Source organism: Mycobacterium paragordonae, from assembly GCF_003614435.1.
GTDB lineage: Bacteria > Actinomycetota > Actinomycetes > Mycobacteriales > Mycobacteriaceae > Mycobacterium > Mycobacterium paragordonae.
This window is the reverse complement of record NZ_CP025546.1, coordinates 3,460,824-3,484,416: the sequence shown is the minus strand read 5'-3', so window position 1 is coordinate 3,484,416 and position 23,593 is coordinate 3,460,824. Positions and strand designations below refer to the sequence as shown.

Genomic DNA, 23,593 nt, shown 5'->3' with positions numbered 1-23,593 from the left:
AACCCCTCAGAAGGGTGGGGGTTCGTCGTCGGGTGGGCCGGTCGCGGCTATCCGCGCTTGACGGTTGGCGCGGCGTTCGGCGGTGACGCGGGCGGCGCGGGCTTGGGTGCGGGTGCGCCGGCGGGTGGGCATCATCGCGGTGCGCTCGGCGCAGTAATCCGCCGGTGGGGTTTGGGCTTCGGGGGCGGGCATCCCGCCCACCGCATGGCACAGGCTGGGAAACAGCAACGCGGATCCGGGGGTGGTGACGTGGGTGTCCCCACCCGGGGAGGTCAGGATCAAGGTGCCGTCGGCGAGTTGTTTCTCGGTCCAGCCCCAGAACGTTTTCATCAAATGATGCGTGCGGCAGTAGCACTTGAGGTTGCCCGCATGGGTGGGCCCACCGGAGGCGTAGGGGATGGTGTGGTCGACATCGCAGTGCGTGGCCGGCACATCACAGCCCGGCCAGCGGCACGTCAGGTCCCGGGCCCGCACGAAATCGGCGAGCGCTGGGGAGGGGTGGTAGTGCGGCTCGGGCGGGCTGTAGCCGGGGTGGATCAACGGCACCTGGCGGGCGGTCAACGCCAACTCGGCCAACACCTCGGGGGTGATCAGGTCCTCGGCGCCCAACAGGCACCCCGGCTGATCACTGTGGCCATTGAGGGTGGCCTGTTCGGCGACCACATGAATCACCACCGGCGAGGAGGGCTTGCGCCCGGCGGCGGTGCAATCGGGACGCCCGCACTCACAGCCCAGCCGGGTCGCGTTCGCGGCCAGCGCCCCCATGGCATCAGCGCGGCGCTGAGCCACCGTGCGCGGATCGTGGGGGCAGACCGTGGCCGCCAACGCCGAGATCCGCGCATCGAGGGCTTTGGCATCGGTGCTGCGCAGGCGTCCCTCCACCTGGCACAACCCGTTGAGCTCCTGGCTGATCCACACCTCCCGATCAGCCTGGGCCTCTGTGCGCCGCCGGACGGCATCGGCGTCGGCGTCGGCGACGATCTGGTCGATCTTCTGCGACAACCGCCCCCGGCTCAACGAGGGCCAGCGTGTCACCCGCGCGGCGATCTTGTCGTCCACCGCCGCCAGCACCTGGGGGTCCTCGATCAGATCGGTGCGGAACACGATCGTGGCGAACGCCTCCAGGTCGATGTCCCCGGCACACAACACCGCCGCGACCTGCGGTAGGCGCTCGCGCATCGCCCGGGCATAATGCAGCTTGGTCTCCGCGCGGCCCTGGCTGATCTTCAGCCCCGCGGCCACCTCCCCGGCCACCGCCTTGAACGTGTCGATCGCCCACTGACCCCTCTCAGAGCCCGCCACCGAGCGGTGGGAGAACAACTGCCCGATCCCCACCAACTCCGCGGCCTGGGCCTGATTGACCACCCGCGCCGCCGCACCGATCCGCGTCATCCAGCCCACCGAGTCTTCGGTCTTTTCTAGAAGTGCCCTGCGGTGGGCCACCACCTCCAGGTAGCCGTCATACCCTTCCATCCCGGGTGCGAGTGTCATCTCCCAGGACATCGGTGACAGTTCTGTGTCAGGACATCGGTGACAGTTCGGGCTGTGTTGGTGGTGACATTTCTGCCTCAGGGTTCGGGTGGTGGCTGTTAATGAACCGATCGATCCTCTGGTCCGGCTTGCTATCTCGCAGTGGCCCGATGACGCGCCCCGCGGGGCGGTTTCGACGTTCTGCGCCGAGTACGGCATCTCCCGCAAGTCGTTCTACGAGTTGCGTAAACGCGCCAAGGCCGACGGGCCGGCCGCGGTACTTGAACCCAGGACGAGACGACCCAAGTCGAGCCCATCGAAGTTGAGCGATGCGATCAAGGAGCAGGCTGTGGCAGTGCGTGCCGCACTGGAGGCCTCCGGCCTGGATCACGGGCCGATCAGTGTGCACGAAAAGATGCGCGCGATGGGCCTACAACCGGTACCTTCCACGGCATCGCTGGCGCGCATCTTCCGTGAGGCTGGCGTGGCTCGTCTGGAGCCGAAGAAGAAGCCCCGCTCGGCATGGCGGCGGTTCGTCTATCCGGCGCCGAATGCGTGCTGGCAACTCGACGCGACCGAGTACGTGCTGAGCGGCGGACGAAAGTGCGTAATCTTCCAGCTCATCGACGACCACTCCCGCTACGCGGTCGCTTCCCACGTCGCATTCAGCGAGACCGCCACGGACGCGATCGCAGTGGTGGACAAGGCCATCGCCGCCCACGGAGTGCCCCAACGACTGCTGTCGGACAACGGGCTCGCGCTTAACCCCTCGCGGCGTGGATATCTGGGCCAGCTCGTAGAACACCTCGCAAGCCTGGGCGTGGCGGCGATGACCGGCAAGCCCTACAAACCGACCACCCAGGGCAAGAACGAACGCTTCCATCAGACCTTGTTCCGCTACTTGGACAAGCAGCCTCTCGCGAGCACGCTGGCCGAGTTGCAGACCCAAATCGACGCCTTCGACGACATCTACAACAACGAGCGCCCCCACCAAGGGCTGCCTGGCCGCATCACACCCCGCGCGGCCTGGGAGGCCACCGAGAAGGCGCAGGCTCCCCGCCCCAAACCCGACCAGCCCTTCTTCGTCCAAGCTGCACTTAAGCGGCACCGGCCTGCACCCGCACCCAAAGACCTGCCCGCCGGCACCAGCGTCAGGACACTGACCACCGCCGGAACATTCATGCTCGCCGGGGTCCAGTACAAGGTCGATGGACGACGCGGCTTTGACCAGGTCCTGGTCGTCACCAACGGCGACAAGATCATCGTCGCCGACCTGGACGGCGAAGTCCTCATCGAGCACACAAGACCCGCACCCGGGGTGACTTACGTCGGCAACGGACGACCCCGCGGCCCACACCCCAAAAACGACAAAACGTCACCGAAGTCCTGACACACCAACTGGCACCGATGTCCTGACACAGAACTGTCACCGATGTCCTGAGACATCACACATCCCGGGTGCGAGGAACGGCAGTCTATCGAACATACTTTCGATTATAGCCTCTACCCCTGACCGCGTTGACTCGTCAGAAATGCGCGCGAAAGGGTGATTCGTTGCCTCATCGAGAATGCGCGCGTGGACGGCGCGCCTGCCTGGTCGGGTCAGCAATGAGTTCGGTAGGCCCGGTTGATGGGGTTGACATTGGCAGAGCGCAGGGCGGTGACCCAATCAGCGGCGACTCGTTATCAGCAGGCCGGTAAGCGCGGTAAGACCCGGATTCTTGACGAGTTGTGCGCCAACACGGGCTGGCATCGCAGCCCTGCCCGCAAGGCACTTAAAGCCGCGCTGGCCCCCAGGATCATGTCTGCACGAAGTCCGCGGCCCGTGAAATACGGCGAGGATGTGATTGCTGCGCTGACGATCTGCTGGACGGTGCTGGGCATGCCCGCCGGCAAACGGCTCGCACCCATGCTCACCGAGCTGGTAGCCGTGCTGCGCCACTTCCGGGAGCTGGTCATCAGTGACGAGACGGCGGCACTGCTGGTATCGATGTCGGCGGCCACCATCGATCGCCGCCTGGCCGATGAACGGGCCAGATACAAGATCAAAGGACGCGTGGGCACCAAGCCGGGGTCGCTGATCCGAAGTCAGATCCCGGTGCGCACCTGGGCCCAATGGGATGACGCTGTGCCCGGCTTCGTCGAGATCGACACGGTCTTCCATGACGGCGGCAATCGGGGTGGAGGCCATGCGTTCACGTTGACGGTCACCGATATCGCCACCGGCTGGACCGAAAGCCGCTCGCTACCGGACAGGACGGCCAAACACATCCTGGCCGCCCTCAATCAGATCGCCGCCGCGATGCCGTTCCCGATCCTCGGCGTGGACTGCGATAACGGATCGGAATTCATCAACGACGACCTCTTGGCATGGTGCCAAGACCGGCGAATCACCTTCACCCGGTCACGGCCGGGCAACAAGAACGACGGCTGCCACGTCGAGCAGAAGAACTGGGTGGTGGTCCGCACCGTGGTCGGCTACTACCGCTACGACACAGCGTCAGAACTCTTGCTACTCAACGAGATCTGGCGACTGCAGTCACAGCTGACCAACTACTTCCACCCCCAGCAGAAATTGGTATCCAAAGTCCGCAAAGGCGCCAAGGTATCCAGAAAACACGACACGGCCACCACCCCGTTTCACCGGGCGACCGACCACCCGAGTATGACCCTGGACCGCATCGTGGCGCTCAAGCGGACCTACTCACTGATCAACCCAGCCGCCACCCAACGCCAGATCCAGGCGTTGACCAACCAACTCTTCACCCTGACCACCAGCAAAGCCCCAGCCGGCGTCCCGACTCCACTCACCAAGCGCGCACGTTCACGTGAGGCAACCAACAACCCTTCGCGCGCATCTTGACATGAGCTCCATATCCCTTCCGGGGGACGCCTCGCGGGCGTGAAAATGGGGTCGGGTCGCCTGCCGACGCCGATCTTGCCTTGGGCGTGAGAGCCCGCACATGAGCTTGGCGCCGGGGCCCGACCTTGAAGGGTCACGCACTGTTGCTTCGAGCACGCCGGTCAGAATTTCGGTTCCCTTGACCGAGGCCCCCAGGCGACCCACCCGATGGAATGGATGGATCCGATTGGAGGGCAAGAGAAGTGGCAGAACAACGCAGGCGCAAGCAGAAGCCGGCGGTGGCGGCCGTGCCGGTGGAGATTGCCGACGCGGACCACGAGGTGGTGATCGAGCGGGCCGCGGCGATCGATGTTGCCAAGGCAACCGGCACCGTATGCGTGCGGCTGCCCGGCAAGTCCGGGCGGCGGTTTTCCCGGGTGTGGGAGGTGTCTGCACGCACCGGCATGATCGGTCAGCTGACCCAGCAGCTCATCGAGCTCGACATCGAGAAGGTCACCGTGGAGTCAACTTCGGACTATTGGCGGATCTGGTATTACCTGATGGAGGCGGCGGGGCTGGATGTGCAGCTGGTGAATGCGCGTGACGTCAAGAACGTGCCAGGCCGGCCCAAAACGGACAAACTCGACAGTGTCTGGCTGGCGAAGCTGACCGAGAAAGGCCTGCTGAGGCCGTCGTTCGTGCCGCCGGCGCCGATCCGGCGGCTGCGTGATTACACCCGGCTACGCGAGGACCTGACCCGCGACCGTTCTCGTTACTGGCAGCGGCTGGAGAAACTTCTCGAGGATGCGTTGATCAAGGTGTCGTCGGTGGCCTCGACGCTGGACACATTTTCCACGCGCGACATGATCGAGGCCCTCATCGCCGGGGAACGCGACCCGCGCCGACTGGCCGCGTTGGCGCGCGGGAGGATGAAGGCCAAACGCTCGGAGCTGATCACCGCGCTCGACGGTCGCTTCGATGATCATCACGCCGAGTTGGCGCGGATGCTGCTGGGCCAGATCGATGCGCTTTCCGCCCAGATCGACACCTTGACCGTGCGCATCGAGGAGTTGATCGCTGAGCTGCCCGCCGCGGCTGGGGCCATCGATCACCGCGACCCCGGCACGGGCCCGGGTGCGGGCATCGATGCCGATCGGGACACCAGCGGTAGCGATCCGGACACCGGCGACGGCACCCGGGTCGATCCCGTCACAGTGGCCCGCTGCGCGCCAAGCGTCATCGAGCGCCTCGATGAGATCCCGGGTATCGGCCAACGTGCCGCGCAGAGGATCATCGCCGAAATTGGACTGGAGATGACCCGTTTTCCCACACCCGAGCACCTGGTCTCCTGGGCGAAACTGTGTCCGCGCATCGTCCAGTCCGGTCCCATCAGCCGCGCCGGGAAGACCGGCAAAGGCAACCCCTACCTCAAAGGCGCACTCGGCGAGGCCGCGGCTGCGGCCGCCAAGACCAACACCTTCCTCGGTGAACGCTACCGGCGCATCGTCAAACGCCGCGGCAAACTCAAAGCCCTGGTAGCGGTCGCCCGCTCCATCCTCACGATCATCTGGCAGCTGCTTTCCGATCCCACCGCCCGATTCCACGACCTCGGACCCGACTACCACACCAACCGCACCGTCACCGAACGAAAGATCCGCAACCACCTCGCCCAACTAACCGCGATGGGATTCCACGTAACTCTCCAACCCGCCGCCTAGCCACCGAAATACACACCGCCACACCACCACCGGCCAGCAAGCTGCGCCGCGCCTGTCGCCTGCGCCACTCACCTTGGGTTTTTCCGGTCAGGCAACTTGCTGACACGCTGAACCAGCTCCTGACCTTCACCACCAGCAAAGCTGCACCCGACGCCAAACCGCCCATCAATAAGCGCGCACGTCTACGTGAGGCAACTGGCTGATCTGAGGTTCCTGGCGGGGTCGTGTCTTATGCATAGCCGCGGCGGGATTCGAGGGTTGGTGGTGTCGGTCGTGACGCACTGAAATCTCCGCCGAGAAGAGGTCCGCAGGTAGGCCCGACGAATCTGATGATCGCCGCCCACATCGGCTCGACGAATGCACCGTTCCTATCCGTGCAGGCAGGTGCGAGACTTTGCCGCGTGACGTCCGACAAGTCTCCCGTGGTCCTGCTGCACGGCATCCTGATGTCGGGCAACGGCTGGCAGGACGTCGTGCCACTGCTGGCCGACGAGCACCGCGTGCACACGTTCACCACTGCCGGGCACCGCGGCGGGTCGCCGGCTCCGCAGCGCCCGGCTACCGTCAGCGATCTGGTTGACGACGCGGAGCGATACCTCGACCAATGTGGTCTTGAGCGACCACATGTCGTTGGTCTCTCGTTGGGCGGTTGGATGGCCATCGAGTTGGCCCGGCGTGGTCGCGCGGCAACAGTGTGCGCGTTCGCCCCGGCCGGCTTCTGGTCGCCCGGGGATGCCGCACAGGCCCACGTGCTGAGGCAGATCCACAAATTCGTGGGAATAGGGCGCGTCGCCCGTCCACTGCGTCCGGTGGTCGCCCTCGCGATGAAGTCGGCGGCCGTGCGCCGGCTCGGCTTGCGCGACGCCGCGTGTCACGCCGATCGAATGACCACCGCGCAAAGCATTGACGCGATCGACGACATCATCGGTTGCACGGTCGACGTCGACGACTTTCTCGGTTCCAGTGAACAGATCGCATCGTTGGATCCCCTGCCCTGCCCGGTGACCATCGCCTGGTCGGGGAACGATGCGATTGTTCCAGTCCCGTTGTGCGACAAGATTGCCCGCGAGCGGATACCTCGGGCGTCATTCACGACCCTGCCCGGCGTCGGGCACGTTCCCATGGTGGACGACCCAGGCCTGGTGGCCGGGACGATCTTGGCGGTGACTGGCGCGAGATGAGGCGAGCGTCGGACTAGCGCCGCCCGGCACCCGGCTACTCTGACCAGGTGCCGAAAGTCTTGTCCGTCAACGTGGCCCAGGCCCGGCCCAACCCCGATCCGCGCGCCCGATCGAAGGTGACCGGCATCTACAAGGTCCCCACCGCCGAAGCGGTCATGGTCCAGGCGCCGGGCAAGACAGGCAGCGGGCTGGCCGGCGACGCTATCGGCAACCCGAAGTTCCACGGGGGCGACGATCAAGCCGTCTACGTCTACGCGCGCGAAGACCTCGACGACTGGCAAGCCCAGCTGGATCGCACCCTCACCGACGGGATGTTCGGCGAGAACCTGACCACCCAGGGCATCGACGTCACCGGGACGCTCATCGGGGAACGCTGGCGCATCGGCGCCGAGGGCCCGGTCCTGGAAGTCTCGGCGCCGCGCACGCCATGCCGCACCTTCGCGGCGATGCTGGAACAGCGCGGCTGGATCAAGACCTTCACCCAAGCCGGGATCCCCGGCGCCTACCTGCGGGTGATATCCCCCGGAAACGTCCGCGCCGGTGATGAAATCACCGTCGAGCATCGCCCCGACCACGACGTGACGGTGGGGCTCGTCTTCCGCGCGCGCATGTCCGAACCCACTCTGTTGTCGCGGATTGCCGTGGCCGATGCGCTCTCAGCAGAAATCAAAGCCGAGGTTGCGCAGCGCAGCCGCAGGTAGACTCGCGACGATGCCTGCCCAAACCCAAGCCCTGCCCACCGCGACCCGGCTGCGCCTTCATGCCGACATCGCCGTGGTCGTCGCCGTGCTGGTGCTGACCAACCTGGTCGCCCACTTCACCACGGCGTGGGCGGGCATCGCGACGGTCCCGCTGGCGGCTATCGGCCTGGTAGCCCTGGTTCGGTGGCGCGGGTTGGACTGGGCCGAACTCGGGCTCGGCCGCGAGCACTGGAAGTCGGGCGTGGGCTACGCGCTGGCCGCCGTGGCGCTGGTGGTGTCGGTGATCGCGGTCGGCGTGGCACTGCCGGTCACCCGCCCGATGTTCCTGAACAACCACTACGCGACCATTTCCGGCGCGCTGATCGCTTCGATGGTCATAATCCCGCTGCAGACCGTCATCCCGGAGGAACTCGTTTTCCGCGGCGTGCTGCACGGCGCGCTGCACCGCGCCTGGGGTTTCCGCGGGGTGGCCCTGGCCGGGTCGCTGCTGTTCGGCATGTGGCACATCGCCACGTCGCTGGGCCTGACCAGCAACAACGTCGGGTTCACCCGGCTGTTCGGTGGCGGCGTCTTCGGAATGATGGCCGGTGTGACGATGGCCGTGCTGGCCACCGGTGCTGCCGGTTTCGTGTTCAGCTGGTTACGCCGGCGCAGCGGCAGCCTGATCGCTCCCATCGCGCTGCACTGGTCGCTGAACGGCGTCGGCGCCCTGGCCGCCGCCCTGGTTTGGCACCTGTCGACCTAGACCCAGAGCACCTAGACCAACAGCACCGCGGCGCCCGCGATCTCGCCGGTGCTCAGGTCGGTCAGCGCGCGATCAGCCGCGGCCAGCGGATATTCCGGCGTGGTGACCTCGATGTGGTTCCGTCCGGCGAAGTCCAGGAAGGCGCGGGCATCGGCCCTGGTGTTGGACGTGACCGACCTGACCTGACGCTCCTGAAACAGATGCCGCTGGTAGTTCAGCGACGGGATGTCACTCAAATGAATACCCGCCACCGCGAGCGTGCCGCCCCGGTCGAGGGCTTCCATCGCCGGCAGCACCAGCTCGCCGACGGGAGCGAACAGGATCGCCGCGTCCAGCGGCACCGGCGGCGGATCGGCCGCGCCCTGTGCGGAAGCCGCCCCCAACTCCATGGCCAGCTCGCGCGCCCGGGCGCCGCGCGTCATCACGTGCACCTCCGCGCCCTGGGCCAGCGCGACCTGCGCGGTGATGTGGGCGCTGCCGCCGAAACCGTACAAACCCAGCCGCCCACCGGCGGGCAGCTCGGCCCGCAACAGCGACCGGTAGCCGATGATGCCGGCACACAGCAGCGGCGCCAGCTCGCTGTCGCTGTACCCGCTCGGTAGCGGGTGCGCGAAAGCCGCAGGCACCGTGGTGAATTCGGCATAGCCACCGTCGGCGTCCCAGCCGGTGTAGCGGGACTGCGGACACAGGTTCTCGTCGCCCCGCCTGCAGTACTTGCACACCCCGCAGGTGTGCCGCAGCCACGCGATACCCACGCGGTCCCCGACGTGGAACTCGTCGCCGGCATCGGCGCCGACCTCGATGACCTCCCCGACCACCTCATGGCCGGGAGTCACCCGGTCCCGGTGGACGGGTAGGTCGCCTTCGGTGACATGCAGGTCAGTCCGGCACACTCCGCAGGCAAGAACGGCGACCAGCAGGTCGTTAGGTCCGGGCCGCGGGACCGGGACGGTGACTTGCTCCAGCGGCCGGCTCGTCATCGGTCCGGGTTGGCGCACCTGCCACGCGGTCATGGTGGTGCTGGTCGGTGGGGCGGCCATCACCCCATCATGCCGCGAGGCAGCGCGCCGCGACGGGCCCGCCCGGCTACAGAGTCCGGGTGCGCGACGTGGCGAACTTGTAGATCAGCAGCAGGAGCACCGCACCGACCAGCGCTCCGAGGAACGAGTGGTTGATGGGCGGGGTGATGGTGAACTTGTGCGGCGGGAAGACGACGCTGCCCAGGGTGCCGCCGACGTAGGCGCCGACGATGCCGAGCAGCGCGGTGGCGATCCAGCCCATCGGCTGCCTGCCCGGCACGATGAGTCGCGCGATCAGCCCGACGATCAGTCCAAGAACGATCATTCCGATGATGTGCAGGACCATGACCAGCTCCTTCAGGGGTATTAACTTGTCGAGGGGACCTCGCAGTAATACCCGGTGCGGGTGCCGTCAATCGCGCCCGATCCGCGAATCCTCCCGCCGCGGGCGGGAATTCAGCGCCGCTGCACCATCCCGACGAGCCACAGTAGGATCACCGAACCCAGGATTGCGGTGAAGAAGGTGAACCACCAGCCGCCCGACGCGGTGTCAAAGGCGAAGCTGAGCAGGAATCCGCCGATCAACGCACCGACGATACCGATCACGATATTCATCAGGATGCCCGATCCGGCACCCTTGACGATCTTGCCGGCGATCCAGCCCGCCAGCGCGCCGATGATGATGTAGCCGATCCAGCCCACGCTGGTCAGCGTGGTTGAGCGAGCGAGAAATTCGGTGCTTGCGACGACGTCCATGAGGGTTCCTCTCCGCTGGCTAGGTCCAGTGCAATCACTGGACCGTGCTATCGGTATACGCCTTCCGCGTAACGAATAGAGGAACGATTCGGCCTAGTTTTCAGGGCGGGTTTCAGGCCGGTTTCAGGCCGGTTGGGTGCTCCGAGGTTGCGTCGACGCCGGAGTCTGAGCGGCCGGCGCCTGAGCCGGTGCCGGGGCCGGTGCAGGCGCCGGGGCACCCGGCTCGGCAGGCGCTGCCGGTGCAGGCGCGGGAGCACCCGGGACAGCTTCCGGAGCGGGAGCCGCTGGGGCGGCCGGAGCATTCCAGGGCCGGATCGACTCGGCCAGCGCCTTTGCGGCGTTCTTGTCGACCGGGTTGTTGGACGTGCCCAGCCACACCACGAACCAGCGCTGCGGCGGTCCGGCGGCAGGAGTGGCGCCCGCCGGGGTGCCGACCACGCCGGTCCAGATCTGGCCGTTGGGCTTGCTGGTGTCGCTGAACTTCACCTCGTAGTACGACGCGCTGCCCGAGACGCCGTTGGCGTTGAGGGGAACGGTCTCCTGGTTGACCCGGGTGCCGGGATACGGCATGAAGAACTCGCCCATGTCCGATCCCAGCCGCACGGCGGCCTTCGGGTTGGTGGCTTCGGCGCTGGCGTAGAGCTTCTGGTCCAGCCGGCCCAACACGATGCGGGTGTCGTTGGCCACCGGCTGCGGCTGTCCGGGCATCGGAGCCTCACCGGCTGCCTTGCTCAGTAGCGCCGAGCCGTAGTCCAGGTGCGACGCGTCGGACTCCACCCAGCCGGGCGGCACGATGAAGCTGAACCCGCCCACGGCGTTGGTCACCCGTCCGGCTTCCACCGCGTTGGGGTCCGGCGGCGGCGGTGCATTGGGATCGGCCGGTGGCGGTACCGCGTTGGGGTCGGCGGGCTGGGCGGTCGGCGTGGGACTTGCTCCCGGCGCAGGCGTGGGGCTGGCTCCTGGCGCAGGAGTCGCCGAGGGGCTGGGGGTCGCAGCCGGTGCGGGCGACGCCGGAGCGGGCGACGCGGGCGGCGCGACGGTAGGAGTCGGTGAGGGCGCCGGCTCGGGGTCGGCGCCGGCAGTTGCCGGCAACGCAATGGTGACGGCGGTCGCCGCGGCAATGGCCAGCGACGCCACTAATCCCTTGCGGCGTGTCGGGTTCGGGTCCTCCTGGTACATGGCGACGAACCTACCCTCTCGTCGGCCCGAAGCAAGGAAGGCCCAGCCGGTGTCTCGCAGATAAGGTCGCGGCTCTACCTGCCGTCCGGTGCCGGATACAGCGAAACCTCGGCGGCCTTGACGCTGAACCACACCCGCCGGCCCGGGGCGATGTGCAGCTCGGCCGCGGCGTCCGGGGTGATGCTGGCTGCCAGTCCGGGTGCTCCGTCTGCTTGGTCCGCCCCGCGCACCAGCACCGCCGGGCCGCGGGTGTCCAACTCCGCCACGGTCACCTCGACGGTGTTGCGTGGACTGCCGTGGGGGAGGTCAGGGTAGACAGCCACACTTGCCGGCGCGAAGGCCGCAACCGCCCGCTGGCCTGCCGCGAGCGGTACGTCGGTGGTGCCGTGCCAGCGCAGACCCGACCGGCTGTGCAGCGCGCCATCGGGGCCGATGGTCCCGCCGACCAGATTGACGCCCGCGATGCGTGCTCCGAAATGGCTCCTGGGCGCCGCCAGCACCTCCGCGACCGCTCCGATCTCGGCAACTTTCCCGGACTCGAGCACCAGCACGCGATCGGCCAGCGCGAACACATCGAGTAAGTCGTGAGTGATCAGGACGACGGCGCAGCCGGTACGACCGACCACGTCGCGCAGCACCGCGCGGATCGACGCCGCCGCTGCCACATCGAGCCCGGTCAGCGGCTCGTCGAGCAGCAAGAGTTCCGGTTCGGCGGCCAGGGCTCGTGCGATGGCGACGCGCTGCGCCTGACCGCCGGACAGCTGGCGCGGCCTGCGGTCGGCTAGCTCCTCGGCATCGACTTCCCGCAGCCAGTGCAGCGCCGCTTCCCGGGCCGGACCCGACGAGAACAGGCGGCGACGAGTCCGCGGCCCGAACGCCACATTGGCGCCCACCCGCAGATGCGGAAACAGCAACGGGTCCTGCATCAGCAGCCCCACCCGACGGTCATGGGTGGCCACCTGCACTCCCGCCGCGGTATCGGTCAGCACCCGGTCCCCCAGCCGCACCACACCGGAGTCCGGCCGGAGCAGCCCGGCGATGACATGCAGAGCCGTCGACTTGCCCGCGCCATTGGGGCCGAGGACGGCCAGTACCTCGCCGGCGGCCACCGAAAACTCCACATCCAGACCCCGGGCGGCCAGCACGGCACGCAACTGCAGATCGCTCATCGCCGGCTACCTCACGTCGGCCCCGGTGAGCCGGCGCGCGCCCAGCCCCAGCACCACCACCGCCGCGACCGCCACCAGCAGAAGCGACAGTGCCACAGCCGCATCCGGGTCCCCTACGCGCTGCAGGTAAATCTCCAGCGGCAGCGTACGGGTCACGCCCTGCAGCGAACCGGCAAACGTCAGCGTCGCGCCGAACTCCCCCAGCGACCGCGCAAACGCCAGCACCGCTCCGGAGGCCAGACCGGGCAGCAGCAGGGGCAGGGTGACCCGCCACCAGATCGTGGTCGGCCGTGCCCCGAGCGTGGCCGCCACCACTTCATAGTCGGCTCCCGCGCTGCGCGCCGCGCCTTCCAGCGAGATCACCAGAAACGGCAGCGAGACGAACGTCTGCGCCAGCACGACGGCCGTGGTAGTGAAGGCGATGCTGATGTCCGCCGCTTCGAGGTAGCGCCCGATCAGGCCGAGCCGGCCGAACGCATAGAGCAGTGCGATGCCGCCGACGACCGGGGGCAGCACCAGGGGCAGCAGGATCACCGGCCGCAGCGCCCGGACCAGGCGCAGCCCGCTACGGGCCAGGACCAGCGCCATCGGGACCCCGAACAGCACGCACAGCAGGGTGCTGGCCGCGGCGGTTTTCAGGCTCAGCAGCAAGGCCGTGGTGGCGGATTCGCTGCTGATCAGTGACCAGAAGTGCGGCCAGTCCACCTTGATCGCGACCGCCAGTAGCGGCAGTCCGACAAACAGCGTCCCCGCTGCGGCTGGAACGTAGACCCAGCGAGGCAGGTGGGATGGCGTGGGCATCGGAGCTCAGGGCTTGGCGAAGCCGGCCCGGTCCAATATCTCTCGGCCGGCCGGACCCGTCACCGCGGCCTGGAATTTCCCGGCCAGCTCGGCTTGCGGCGATTTCTTGAGCACCGCAATCGGGTAGACGTTCACCGCCTGCGCGGCTTCCGGGAAGTTGACCGTCGTCACCTTGCTTCCGGCATTCGACGCGTCGGTGACGTATACCAGTGCGGCATCGGCCTGCCCCGTGGTCACTTTGTTGAGAGCATCGCTGACGCTCGGTTCTTCGCTGACCGGGTGCAATTGCATGCCGGCGGCGTCCTCGATGCGGTGGGTGGCCGAACCGCACGGCACCGGTCGCTGGCACACCACCACGCTGAGCCCCGGCCGGGTGAGGTCGGCGAAGGAACCGATGTTCTTGGGGTTGCCGGGCGCTGTGACGATCACCAGGGTGTTGGCGGCGAAGTTGGTCGCGGCACCGGCCAGCAAGCCCGCCTGCGCCACCCGGTCCATCTGCGCGGTGTCTGCCGACGCGAAGACATCTGCGGCGGCGCCCTGGATCAGTTGCGTCGCCAACTCGGACGAGCCCGCGAAATTGAACGTGACCGTCGTACCCGGGTTGTCAGACTTGAACTGCTCGCCGATCGAGGTGAAGACCTGTTTCAGTGACGCGGCCGCGAACACCACGACCGCGCGGGAGTCCTGACCCTGCCGAGACCCCGAACTGCACGCCGTCAGGCTGCCCACCAGCAGCATCGCCACCAATCCGGCCAACACCCGACTGCGACGCATCGGTCAAACCTAGCGCTGCGGCGACGCGGTCGAATAGTTATGCAATTGATCAGCGCGTCGCCGCGGCGCGTGGTTTCGTCGAATAGCTACTGTCCAGTAACATGGACCGCGCTGACGCCATAGCACGAGGAGGTCGTGGCAGTGGAGGTTGTGGTCACCGGTGGAGACACCGATCTGGGACGCGCAGTAGCCGAGAGCTTTCGTGACGACGGACACAAGGTAACCCTGGTGGGTGCCCGCGGTGGCGACCTGGAGGTCGTCGCCAAGGAACTCGACGTCGACGCGATCGTCTGCGACACCACCGACCCGGCCAGCCTCCAAGAGGCCCGGTCGCTGTTCCCCCACCACCTCGACACCATCGTCAACATCCCCGCCCCCACCTGGGACGCGGGCGACCCGCGCACCTACTCGCTGTCCGACACGGCCACCGCATGGCGGCGCACGCTGGACGCGACCCTGCTGTCCGCCGTCCTGACGGTGCAGTGCGTGGGCGACCACCTGCGCTCCGGCGGCCACATCATCACCGTGCTGACCGAGAACCCGCCTGTCGGCAGCGTCGACGCCTCGATCAAGGCCGCCGTGTCCAGTTGGGTCAGCGGGCAGGCCGAGGTCTACGGCACCCGCGGCATCACGGTCAACGCCGTCGCAACCGGCCGCAGTGTGCAGGCCGGCTACGACGGCCTCTCGCGCACGCCGGCACCGGTCGCGGCGGAGATCGCCCGGCTGTCGCTGTTCCTGACCACTCCGGCGGCCCGCCACATCACCGGCCAGACGCTGCACGTCAGCCACGGCGCGCTCGCTCAGTTCGCCTGAACCGCGTCTCGAGCCGGACGCTACGGTAGACACCGTGGCTATTCGGCTTGGATTTCAGATTCCCAATTTCTCTTACGGAACCGGCGTAGAAAACCTGTTCCCCACCGTCATCGCGCAAGCCAGGGAAGCCGAAGCTGCCGGCTACGACTCGCTTTTCGTGATGGACCACTTCTACCAGCTGCCCATGCTGGGAACCCCGGATCAGCCGATGCTGGAGGCGTACACGGCCCTGGGCGCGTTGGCCACCGCGACCGAGCGGATGCAACTCGGCACGCTGGTGACCGGCAACACCTACCGCAACCCGACCCTGCTGGCCAAGGTGATCACCACCCTGGACGTGGTCAGCGCCGGTCGCGCGGTGCTGGGTATCGGGGCCGGCTGGTTCGAACTCGAACATCGGCAACTGGGCTTCGAGTTCGGCACCTTCACCGACCGGTTCAACCGGCTCGAGGAAGCCATGCAGATCCTCGATCCGATGATCAAGGGCGAGCGGCCCACGTTCTCCGGTCAGTGGTACTCCACCGAGTCCGCGATGGCCGAACCGCGTTACCGCGAACGCATTCCGGTGCTGATCGGCGGCGGCGGTGAGAAGAAGACGTTCGGCATTGCCGCGCGCTACGCCGACCACCTGAACATCGTTGCGGCGTTCGACGAACTGCCCCGCAAGATGGACGCCGTCAAGGCGCGCTGCACGGAAGTCGACCGGGACCCGGCCACGCTCGAGACCAGCATGATGCTGACGGTGATGGTCGATGAGAACGCGAAACCCGAACAGCTGCCGGAAAATCTGACGGCTCGCATGGCGATCGGCAGCCCCGCCCAGATAGCCGACCAGGTCGAGGCCAAAGTGCTGGGCGCCGGCCTGGACGGCGCCATCATCAACATCCCCGGCGGTCACATCCCGGGGGTCATCACCAGCGTCGCCGAGGCGCTGCGCCCACTGCTCGCCGGGTAGCGAAAGTGCGGCCACAGAACGCAATTCGCTGAGTGTGGCTAATTACACATGCTCGTGGTTGGGTTTGTGCGGGTGGGTTGACTAGGCTTTGGGTATTAGCTAACTGCAGTCGCCCGCGCAAGGAGATCCCGTCAGGAGCAGCGAGACATGAGCCCCAAACAAGAATCCACAGCTGAACCACGTCAACGGCATCGCGTCGTGATCATCGGATCGGGGTTCGGCGGGCTCACGGCGGCAAAGAAGCTCAAGCATGCCGACGTCGACATCAAGCTGATCGCCCGCACCACCCACCACCTCTTCCAGCCTTTGCTGTACCAGGTGGCGACCGGCATCATCTCCGAGGGCGAGATCGCGCCGACCACCCGCGTCATCCTGCGTAAGCAGCGCAACGTGCAGGTGCTGCTGGGCAATGTCACGCACATCGATCTGGCCCGCAAGGTCGTCATCTCGGAGTTGCTCGGCCACACCTACGAGAGCCCGTACGACAGCCTGATCGTCGCGGCCGGCGCCGGCCAGTCTTACTTCGGCAACGACCAGTTCGCCGAATTCGCCCCAGGCATGAAGACCATCGACGACGCCCTGGAGTTGCGGGGCCGGATCCTGAGCGCTTTCGAGCAGGCGGAACGGTCGAGCGACCCGGAACGCCGCGCCAAGCTGCTCACCTTCACCGTCGTCGGTGCCGGTCCGACCGGTGTCGAGATGGCCGGGCAGATCGCCGAATTGGCCGAGCACACCCTGAAAGGTGCTTTCCGGCATATCGATTCGACGAGGGCACGGGTGATCCTGCTCGATGCCGCGCCCGCGGTGCTGCCGCCGTTCGGCGAAAAGCTGGGTGAGCGGGCCGCCGCACGGTTGGAGAAACTGGGCGTCGAAATCCAATTGGGTGCCATGGTCACCGACGTGGACCGCAACGGCATCACGGTCAAGGACGCCGACGGCACCGAGCGGCGCATCGAATCCGCCTGCAAGGTGTGGTCGGCCGGGGTCGCCGCGAGCAGGCTGGGCCGCGACCTCGCCGAGCAGTCCGACGTTGAACTCGACCGGGCCGGCCGGGTGCAGGTGCTACCCGACCTGTCGATCCCGGGGCACCCGAACGTCTTCGTCGTCGGTGATATGGCCGCGGTCGAAGGCGTGCCCGGCGTGGCGCAGGGCGCCATCCAGGGCGGGAAATACGTCGCCAACAACATCAAGGCCGAGCTTGCCGGGGCCGACGCTGCCGAGCGTGAGCCGTTCCAGTACTTCGACAAGGGCTCGATGGCAACGGTGTCGCGCTTCTCCGCGGTCGCCAAGATCGGGCCGATGGAGTTCAGCGGGTTCATCGCCTGGCTGATGTGGCTGGTGCTGCACCTGGTGTACCTGGTCGGGTTCAAGACCAAGGTGGCCACGCTGCTGTCGTGGACGGTGACGTTCCTGAGCACCCGGCGGGGACAGCTGACCATCACCGACCAGCAGGCGTTCGCGCGAACGCGCCTGGAACAACTCGCCGAAGCGGCGGCCGAGGCGCAGAATTCCGGGGCCGTCACCCGAAAGGCCAGTTAGCCGGTCAGCCGATCGGCCTGCCAGGTACTCAGCGTCCCTCCGCCGGCCAGCGCCAGCACCGTCGAGCCGGGTTCGAATTCGGAACATGTTGCGGGATAGCATAATTCGCTGACCATGGCCCGGGGTGCGGACAGTTCGTCGTCGGCCGGAGACCCGGCGCCGAGTTCCAGCCGGTGCCGCAGCATGGGTCGGGAATGCCGGTCGGCCCGAATGGATCCCGACCAGAAGCCCTGGCCCTCGTTGCATCGGCCGATCTGGACGCGTTCGCGCAGCCGCACCCGGCCGTCTTCGTGGAGGCGCAGGTTCACCGTCGAGACATGCCGGGCTGCGGCGGCCACGACGGTTGGCTGCAGATCCAGGTCCAGCTCCCCGGTGACGTCGATCTTCCAATGCGTATGTGAGGTGTCGGTCTCGGTGCCGGGCAACGCCACAGTGGCGGCGGCGCTGCGCACCCGAAGCCGGGCACCGTCTTCGACGATCACCCGGATGTCGATGCGGTCGCCGCCCAGCGGGATCGCGGCGGTCGAAATCAGGTGCACCGTATCGGGATTGGTGCACCTGGCCTGGATACCACCCTGCCACTGCAGGCGCGGCAACCGATTGCGTGCAGCCACCAGCAGCACCCGCGATTCCATCAGCGGGCGGCCGCCAGTTGGTCGCGGACCCACGTCAGCACCTGGCCGGCCGCCGGGTCGTCGGTCAACGACTGCAGCACCGTGGGACGGCCGTCGCGCACGGCCTCGGCGTCGCGCTCCATTACCGTGAGGTCGGCGCCGACCAGCGGAGCGAGGTCAGTCTTGTTGACCACCAACAGATCCGAATAGGTGACACCGGGTCCGCCTTTGCGTGGCACCTTGTCACCCCCGGCCACATCGATGACGAAGATCTGCACATCGACCAGGCCGGAGGAGAAGGTGGCCGTCAGGTTGTCGCCGCCGGACTCCACCAGGATCAGGTCCAGGTGTTCGTGGGCGGCCTGCAGGTCGTCGATCGCGTCGAGGTTGGCGGTGATGTCGTCGCGGATTGCCGTGTGCGGGCAGCCTCCCGTCTGCACGGCGGCGATCCGGTCGTCGGGCAGCACGGCGTGGCGGCGCAGGAAGTCGGCATCCTCGGTGGTGTAGATGTCGTTGGTCAGCACCGCCACCGAGAGTTCGTCGCGCAGCTGGCGGCACAGCGCCGCCACGAGCGCCGTCTTGCCCGAGCCGACCGGGCCACCGACCCCGATGCGCAGCGGCTCACCCGGCCGGCGGACCCGCCTGGGCCGCTCGGTGTGGCTGTGTGTGTGGGAATGCGTTGGCATGGTTGACCTTTCAGGAGGCGAACAGGGGGCGCTCGCGTTGGGCGTGCTGTTGTGCCAGCGTGTCCAGTAGCGGGTCGGAGAGCTCGGCCAGTCCTCTAGTCGCCGCGGCGGCGGTGTCCTCACAGAGGGCGGACAGCCGGATCGTCAGCGCGGCCACTTCCGCCGGGTCGAGGGCAAGCAAACGCTGAGCGGCCGTCGCCGACCCGGTCATCGTCGTGTAGACGACGTGCAGCGCGTTGTGTTCGGCGGGCAGACCGCAGCGTGCGCCGACGCGCCCGGCGGCCACCGCCAGGTGCGGTTGACGGCCCAGCAGGTCCCAGCCGGGATCGGGCCAGACCAGTCGGGCCAGCCGGGTCAGACCGCGGCCCTGCTTGCGGGACGCCTCGCGAGCCGCGGGAGACGGTGTGCGGGCGTCGGTTTCGAGATCGGCGTCCTCGGTGGTGAGGTCCCCGCGCTGGACCGCGACGGCAATGGATGCGGTGACCAACCCGTGGGTGCGGATCCGTCGGGTGAGAAACGCCTCCAGGGTGCGCAGATTCGTCACCAGCCCGCTGCTGACCGCCTCTTCGAGACCACCGGAGTGCACGTGTGCGCCGGTGGGCAGCCGGGAGTCGGCAAGAGCGAGAAGCGTCGCGAGCGATGCCATCAGAACAGGAAATACCGTTGCGCCATTGGAAGTTCGGCGGGCGGCTCGGGTTGCCAGACCTCACCGTCGATGCGGACGGTAAATGTGTCGGGTTCCACCTCGATGCGCGGCATCGCGTCGTTCAGGGGCAGTTCGGCCTTGCCGACCGCGCGCACATCGCCGACCGGCACCAGCGGCCGGTTGATCCTCAGCCGGTCGGCCAGCCCGGCTTCCAGGGCCGCCGGTGCGACGAAGTGCACGGAGGATGCGGCCGCGGTCACCGGGGCGGCGCCGAACATCGGCCGCGGCAGCACGGGCTGCGGGGTCGGGATGGACGCATTCGCGTCACCCATTGCGGCCCAGGCGATTACCCCGCCCTTGATCACGGCGTGCGGGCGCACTCCGAAGAACGCCGGCTCCCAGAGCACCAAGTCGGCCAACTTGCCGACTTCCACCGAGCCGATCAGGTGGTCCATGCCGTGGGCGACGGCCGGACAGATGGTGTACTTGGCGACGTAGCGGCGCGCCCGCACGTTGTCGGCATCGCCATCGCCGGGCAGGGCCCCGCGGCGGCGCTTCATCACATGCGCGGTCTGCCACGTGCGCAACACCACCTCGCCGATGCGGCCCATCGCCTGGGAGTCGCTGCCGATCATCGAGATTGCGCCCAGATCGTGCAGCAGATCCTCGGCCGCCATCGTCGACGGCCGAATCCGGCTCTCCGCGAAGGCCAGGTCCTCGGGCACGGCCGGGTTGAGGTGGTGGCACACCATCAGCATGTCGAGGTGCTCGTCAAGGGTGTTGACGGTGTGCGGCCGGGTCGGGTTGGTGGAGCTGGGCAACACATTCGGATGCGCCGCAACGGTCATGATGTCCGGTGCGTGCCCGCCGCCCGCCCCCTCGGTGTGGTAGGTGTGAATCGACCGGCCGGCGATGGCCGCCAGCGTGTTCTCCACGAAGCCCATCTCGTTGAGGGTGTCGGTGTGCAGTGCGACCTGTACTCCCGCGGCGTCGGCGACGGTCAGACATGTGTCGATGGCCGCCGGCGTGGAGCCCCAGTCCTCGTGCAGTTTGAAACCCGATGCGCCGCCACGCAATTGCTCCCACAAACCCTCGGAGCTGACGGTGTTGCCCTTGCCCAGCAGGGCAAAGTTGACCGGCCAGCCGTCGAGGGCTTCGAGCATTCTGGCCAGATGCCAGGATCCCGGGGTGACGGTGGTGGCCTTGCTGCCCTCGGCCGGGCCGGTGCCGCCGCCGATGATCGTGGTGATGCCGGAGCCCAGTGCCTCTTCCATCAGTTGCGGGCAGATCAGGTGCACATGGCAGTCGATCGCGCCCGCGGTGACGATACGGCCGTTGCCGCCGATGATCTCGGTAGACGGGCCGACCACCAGCTCCCGGTGCACGCCGTGCATGATGTCGGGATTGCCGGCCTTGCCGATTCCGACGATGCGCCCGTCGCGAATCCCGATGTCGGCCTTGATGATTCCCCAGTAGTCGATGATCACCGCGCCGGTGATGACGGTGTCGGGCGCGCCCTGTGCCCGGGTGGTGCGGCCCTGCCCCATCGATTCCCGCAACACTTTGCCGCCGCCGAACACCGCCTCGTCGCCGGCCAGCCCCGGTCCCCCGCTGCGGTCTTCGATGATCTCGACCAGCAGGTCGGTGTCGGCCAGCCTGATCCGGTCGCCGGTGGTGGGACCGAACAGCTGCGCGTAGCGCTCCCTGGACAGTCGGGTCATGCCGGGTCCAGCCGGCCGGGGGGATCCAGGGTCAACCCGTGCACCTCGCGCCGGCCGCCGAGTGGCACGAGTGAGACAACCTGTGGCACACCAGGTTCGAAGCGCACCGCGGTGGCCGCGGGAACATCGAGCCGGTAGCCGAAGGCCGTGGTGCGATCGAAGGACAACGCCGCGTTGGCCTGCGGCAGGTGGACGTGACTACCGACCTGGACCGGGCGGTCACCGGTGTTGACGATCTCGATGTCGATGCGGTGCGCTCCCGCGTTGATGTCGATATCACCGGCGCCATAAAGGATTTCGCCGGGAATCATGCGATCGGGTGGTGGACGGTGACCAGCTTGGTGCCGTCCGGGAACGTCGCTTCCACCTGGACGTCGTCGAGCATCTCGGGCACTCCCTCCATTACGTCGTCGCGGCTCAGCACATCACACCCACTGGCCATCAGTTCGGCCACGGTGCGGCCGTCGCGCGCTCCCTCCAGGATGTGGTCGGTGATCACCGCAACGGCCTCAGGATGATTCAGCCGCAGCCCCCGGGCCCGTCGGCGACGGGCCAGTTCGGCGGCGTAGGACAACAGCAGTCGCTCTTGCTCGTGCGGCGTCAGACGCATGTCCTCGGATCCTGCCACGCTTGCGCCGATGACCGCATCCTGGACCAGCAGAACGCCACGGAAGCACCAAGGAGACTCACAGCGATCTCCAACCTAACTCGGGCCGATCTGGCTTGCGGACGCCGTGGCGGTCGGTAGTTTGAAACCAGGCGTGCCACCCCGGGGCCGCCCGGACGAGTTCGCCGTACCCGGACAGCGACAAGACGGTGAGTACTGGATGCCTGGCGCGCCGGCTCACCGAAACAACCTGGTATTTATCCGCTTAAAGGCCGGTAACCAAGGCATCCTCCGCCGTGAATCGACGAGAGGAAGCAGTGGTGTTCAATCCATTCGCTGGACAGGCCGACATACCCAACCGTGAGGGCAAGTGGGCGCAGGAGGCCGAAGCCGAACTGCCCACCCGCCGGCTGCGCGAAGAAATCGACCGGTGTCTCTCCCATGGGTTGGAAGCCGCGCCGACGATCAACGACCGCACGCTGTCGACCTTCGCGCGCGGCGAGCTGCCGCACTTCGCCGGGGAACGCGGAACCTTCCTGAAGGCGCCGTTCCTCGAGGATGTGAATGACGTCGCGGACGCCGAAGTGGCCGTCTTCGGGGCGCCGCTGGATGCCGGAACCACCTACCGGCCTGGAACCCGCTTCGGCCCCACCGGGATTCGCAGGTCCACCAACCTGTTCGGCACCTACTGCTACGAACTCGGAGTCGACCTACGGGAACAGCTGAACATCGTCGACATCGGCGACGTGCTGACCATCCCCGCCAACATCGAGAAGTCATTCGACCAGATCAGCCAGGCCATGGCCCACGTGGTTTCGAAAGGCGTGTTCCCGGTCGTACTCGGCGGCGATCACTCGATCGGCTTCCCCACCGTGCGCGGGCTGGCCCCGTACCTGGACGGCAACGTCGGCATCATCCACTTCGACCGCCACGTCGACACCCAGGAAACCGATCTCGATGAGCGGATGCACACCACGCCGTGGTTCCACGCCACCAACATCAAGAACGCCCCGGCCACCAACCTGGTGCAAATCGGGATCGGCGGGTGGCAGGCTCCGCGCGCCGGCGTTCAGGTGGGCCGCCAGCGCGGCAGCACCGTGATCACGGTCGGTGACATCGAAAGAGTCGGCCTGGAGAAGGTCGCCGAGATCGCGCTGGAGACGGCGTGGAAGGACGCCAAGGCGGTGTACCTGTCCTTCGACATCGACGTGATCGACGCGGGATTCGTGCCCGGCACCGGCTGGCCCGAACCGGGTGGTCTGCTGCCCCGCGAAGCGCTGAACCTGATTCGCATGATCTCCGAGCCCGGTCTCGACGGCATCGAGGTGGTGGAGTGCTCACCACCGTATGACTGGGCAGAGCAGACGGCGCTAATGAGCAGCCGGATCATCCTGGACAGTCTGGCCGTCATGGTGCGGGCCGGAAAACTCGGCAAGAAGCCGGCGTCGCTCAAACGGCACGCCTGGGGACCCTTCGCGGACTGACACAGAGAGCTTGCTGATAGACGCAGGGCAACATCAAAAGCTCAGTTGTAGCGCACTCTGGCTATGCATGTGAAGCCAGCCGATGGGCGCGGAAATGCCACGAACATCTCTTCAATCGCCGGGGGCGGGGCCGAATAGGCTCCGCCCCCGGCGGCATTTCGTTGCTCGGTCAA

Annotated in this window: 24 protein-coding genes and 1 riboswitch; of the genes, 10 read left to right on the top strand and 14 right to left on the bottom strand. The window is 67.3% G+C overall.

The window, feature by feature from the left end; translation table 11 throughout:
* Positions 1-6: 6 nt before the first annotated feature.
* Positions 7-1,473 (bottom strand): HNH endonuclease signature motif containing protein, encoded by a 1,467-nt coding sequence (locus C0J29_RS15810; protein WP_174814900.1) that lies wholly within the window; start codon positions 1,471-1,473, stop codon positions 7-9.
* Positions 1,474-1,579: 106 nt separating this feature from the next.
* On the opposite strand from C0J29_RS15810, the gene C0J29_RS15805 reads away from it, so the two are divergent.
* The 6 genes from C0J29_RS15805 to C0J29_RS15775 all read left to right on the top strand — a co-directional run bounded on the left by C0J29_RS15805 (position 1,580) and on the right by C0J29_RS15775 (position 8,657).
* On the top strand, positions 1,580-2,860 hold the full coding sequence (locus tag C0J29_RS15805) for a DDE-type integrase/transposase/recombinase (RefSeq protein ID WP_120791892.1): 1,281 nt from the start codon (positions 1,580-1,582) through the stop codon (positions 2,858-2,860).
* A gap of 240 nt (positions 2,861-3,100) precedes the next feature.
* Positions 3,101-4,333, top strand: a complete 1,233-nt coding sequence (locus C0J29_RS15795; protein WP_120792886.1) for a DDE-type integrase/transposase/recombinase — start codon at positions 3,101-3,103, stop codon at positions 4,331-4,333.
* A 242-nt stretch (positions 4,334-4,575) separates the two neighbouring features.
* Positions 4,576-6,030, top strand: coding sequence for an IS110 family RNA-guided transposase (locus C0J29_RS15790; protein WP_242460444.1), 1,455 nt, complete (start codon positions 4,576-4,578; stop codon positions 6,028-6,030).
* Positions 6,031-6,431: 401 nt separating this feature from the next.
* Complete coding sequence (locus tag C0J29_RS15785; protein WP_242460443.1) at positions 6,432-7,211, top strand: alpha/beta fold hydrolase; 780 nt, start codon at positions 6,432-6,434, stop codon at positions 7,209-7,211.
* Positions 7,212-7,258: 47 nt separating this feature from the next.
* Positions 7,259-7,912: an MOSC domain-containing protein gene (locus C0J29_RS15780; RefSeq protein ID WP_120792884.1), complete on the top strand. Its 654-nt coding sequence runs from the start codon at positions 7,259-7,261 to the stop codon at positions 7,910-7,912.
* Positions 7,913-7,922: 10 nt separating this feature from the next.
* Complete coding sequence (locus C0J29_RS15775; RefSeq protein WP_120792883.1) at positions 7,923-8,657, top strand: CPBP family intramembrane glutamic endopeptidase; 735 nt, start codon at positions 7,923-7,925, stop codon at positions 8,655-8,657.
* Between the two features lie 11 nt (positions 8,658-8,668).
* On the opposite strand, the gene C0J29_RS15770 is transcribed toward C0J29_RS15775, so the two are convergent.
* The 7 genes from C0J29_RS15770 to modA all read right to left on the bottom strand — a co-directional run bounded on the left by C0J29_RS15770 (position 8,669) and on the right by modA (position 14,355).
* On the bottom strand, positions 8,669-9,697 hold the full coding sequence (locus tag C0J29_RS15770) for a zinc-binding alcohol dehydrogenase family protein (RefSeq protein ID WP_120792882.1): 1,029 nt from the start codon (positions 9,695-9,697) through the stop codon (positions 8,669-8,671).
* A 46-nt stretch (positions 9,698-9,743) separates the two neighbouring features.
* Positions 9,744-10,022, bottom strand: coding sequence for a GlsB/YeaQ/YmgE family stress response membrane protein (locus tag C0J29_RS15765; protein ID WP_065049707.1), 279 nt, complete (start codon positions 10,020-10,022; stop codon positions 9,744-9,746).
* Positions 10,023-10,132: 110 nt separating this feature from the next.
* Positions 10,133-10,432, bottom strand: a complete 300-nt coding sequence (locus C0J29_RS15760; protein WP_055576795.1) for a GlsB/YeaQ/YmgE family stress response membrane protein — start codon at positions 10,430-10,432, stop codon at positions 10,133-10,135.
* A gap of 123 nt (positions 10,433-10,555) precedes the next feature.
* On the bottom strand, positions 10,556-11,611 hold the full coding sequence (locus tag C0J29_RS15755; RefSeq protein WP_120792881.1) for an alanine and proline-rich secreted protein Apa: 1,056 nt from the start codon (positions 11,609-11,611) through the stop codon (positions 10,556-10,558).
* Between the two features lie 74 nt (positions 11,612-11,685).
* Positions 11,686-12,780 carry a sulfate/molybdate ABC transporter ATP-binding protein gene (locus C0J29_RS15750; protein WP_120792880.1) on the bottom strand — a complete coding sequence of 365 codons (1,095 nt, stop codon included), beginning with the start codon at positions 12,778-12,780 and terminating at the stop codon, positions 11,686-11,688.
* A 6-nt stretch (positions 12,781-12,786) separates the two neighbouring features.
* The gene (locus C0J29_RS15745; RefSeq protein ID WP_120792879.1) at positions 12,787-13,581 is read right to left on the bottom strand and encodes an ABC transporter permease; all 795 of its coding nucleotides are present in this window, start codon (positions 13,579-13,581) and stop codon (positions 12,787-12,789) included.
* A 6-nt stretch (positions 13,582-13,587) separates the two neighbouring features.
* Positions 13,588-14,355: a molybdate ABC transporter substrate-binding protein gene (gene modA, locus C0J29_RS15740; protein ID WP_120792878.1), complete on the bottom strand. Its 768-nt coding sequence runs from the start codon at positions 14,353-14,355 to the stop codon at positions 13,588-13,590.
* 135 nt (positions 14,356-14,490) lie between these two features.
* On the opposite strand from modA, the gene C0J29_RS15735 reads away from it, so the two are divergent.
* The 3 genes from C0J29_RS15735 to C0J29_RS15725 all read left to right on the top strand — a co-directional run bounded on the left by C0J29_RS15735 (position 14,491) and on the right by C0J29_RS15725 (position 17,662).
* Entirely contained in the window at positions 14,491-15,168 is a 678-nt protein-coding gene (locus C0J29_RS15735; RefSeq protein WP_065049697.1) for an SDR family oxidoreductase, read from the top strand.
* A 34-nt stretch (positions 15,169-15,202) separates the two neighbouring features.
* Positions 15,203-16,123: an LLM class F420-dependent oxidoreductase gene (locus C0J29_RS15730; RefSeq protein WP_120792877.1), complete on the top strand. Its 921-nt coding sequence runs from the start codon at positions 15,203-15,205 to the stop codon at positions 16,121-16,123.
* A gap of 147 nt (positions 16,124-16,270) precedes the next feature.
* Positions 16,271-17,662, top strand: a complete 1,392-nt coding sequence (locus tag C0J29_RS15725; RefSeq protein ID WP_065049692.1) for an NAD(P)/FAD-dependent oxidoreductase — start codon at positions 16,271-16,273, stop codon at positions 17,660-17,662.
* Here C0J29_RS15725 and C0J29_RS15720 read toward each other — a convergent pair.
* The 6 genes from C0J29_RS15720 to C0J29_RS15695 are packed head-to-tail and all read right to left on the bottom strand — an operon-like array spanning position 17,659 to position 21,939.
* Entirely contained in the window at positions 17,659-18,297 is a 639-nt protein-coding gene (locus tag C0J29_RS15720) for an urease accessory protein UreD (protein ID WP_120792876.1), read from the bottom strand. The genes C0J29_RS15725 and C0J29_RS15720 overlap by 4 nt on opposite strands.
* Complete coding sequence (gene ureG, locus C0J29_RS15715; RefSeq protein WP_120792875.1) at positions 18,297-18,962, bottom strand: urease accessory protein UreG; 666 nt, start codon at positions 18,960-18,962, stop codon at positions 18,297-18,299. Before ureG ends, C0J29_RS15720 begins: the two co-directional genes overlap by 1 nt.
* Before the next feature lie 10 nt (positions 18,963-18,972).
* On the bottom strand, positions 18,973-19,608 hold the full coding sequence (locus tag C0J29_RS15710; protein WP_120792874.1) for an urease accessory protein UreF: 636 nt from the start codon (positions 19,606-19,608) through the stop codon (positions 18,973-18,975).
* Positions 19,608-21,329, bottom strand: coding sequence for an urease subunit alpha (locus C0J29_RS15705; protein ID WP_120792873.1), 1,722 nt, complete (start codon positions 21,327-21,329; stop codon positions 19,608-19,610). The genes C0J29_RS15710 and C0J29_RS15705 overlap by 1 nt, the downstream gene beginning before the upstream one ends.
* Positions 21,326-21,640 (bottom strand): urease subunit beta, encoded by a 315-nt coding sequence (locus C0J29_RS15700; RefSeq protein ID WP_120792872.1) that lies wholly within the window; start codon positions 21,638-21,640, stop codon positions 21,326-21,328. The genes C0J29_RS15705 and C0J29_RS15700 overlap by 4 nt, the downstream gene beginning before the upstream one ends.
* Positions 21,637-21,939 carry an urease subunit gamma gene (locus C0J29_RS15695; protein ID WP_065049684.1) on the bottom strand — a complete coding sequence of 101 codons (303 nt, stop codon included), beginning with the start codon at positions 21,937-21,939 and terminating at the stop codon, positions 21,637-21,639. Before C0J29_RS15695 ends, C0J29_RS15700 begins: the two co-directional genes overlap by 4 nt.
* A 148-nt stretch (positions 21,940-22,087) precedes the next feature.
* Positions 22,088-22,152, top strand: a riboswitch (guanidine-III (ykkC-III) riboswitch).
* Positions 22,153-22,256: 104 nt separating this feature from the next.
* Here C0J29_RS15695 and C0J29_RS15690 point away from each other — a divergent pair.
* Positions 22,257-23,420, top strand: coding sequence for an agmatinase family protein (locus C0J29_RS15690; RefSeq protein WP_174814845.1), 1,164 nt, complete (start codon positions 22,257-22,259; stop codon positions 23,418-23,420).
* Positions 23,421-23,593: the final 173 nt, after the last annotated feature.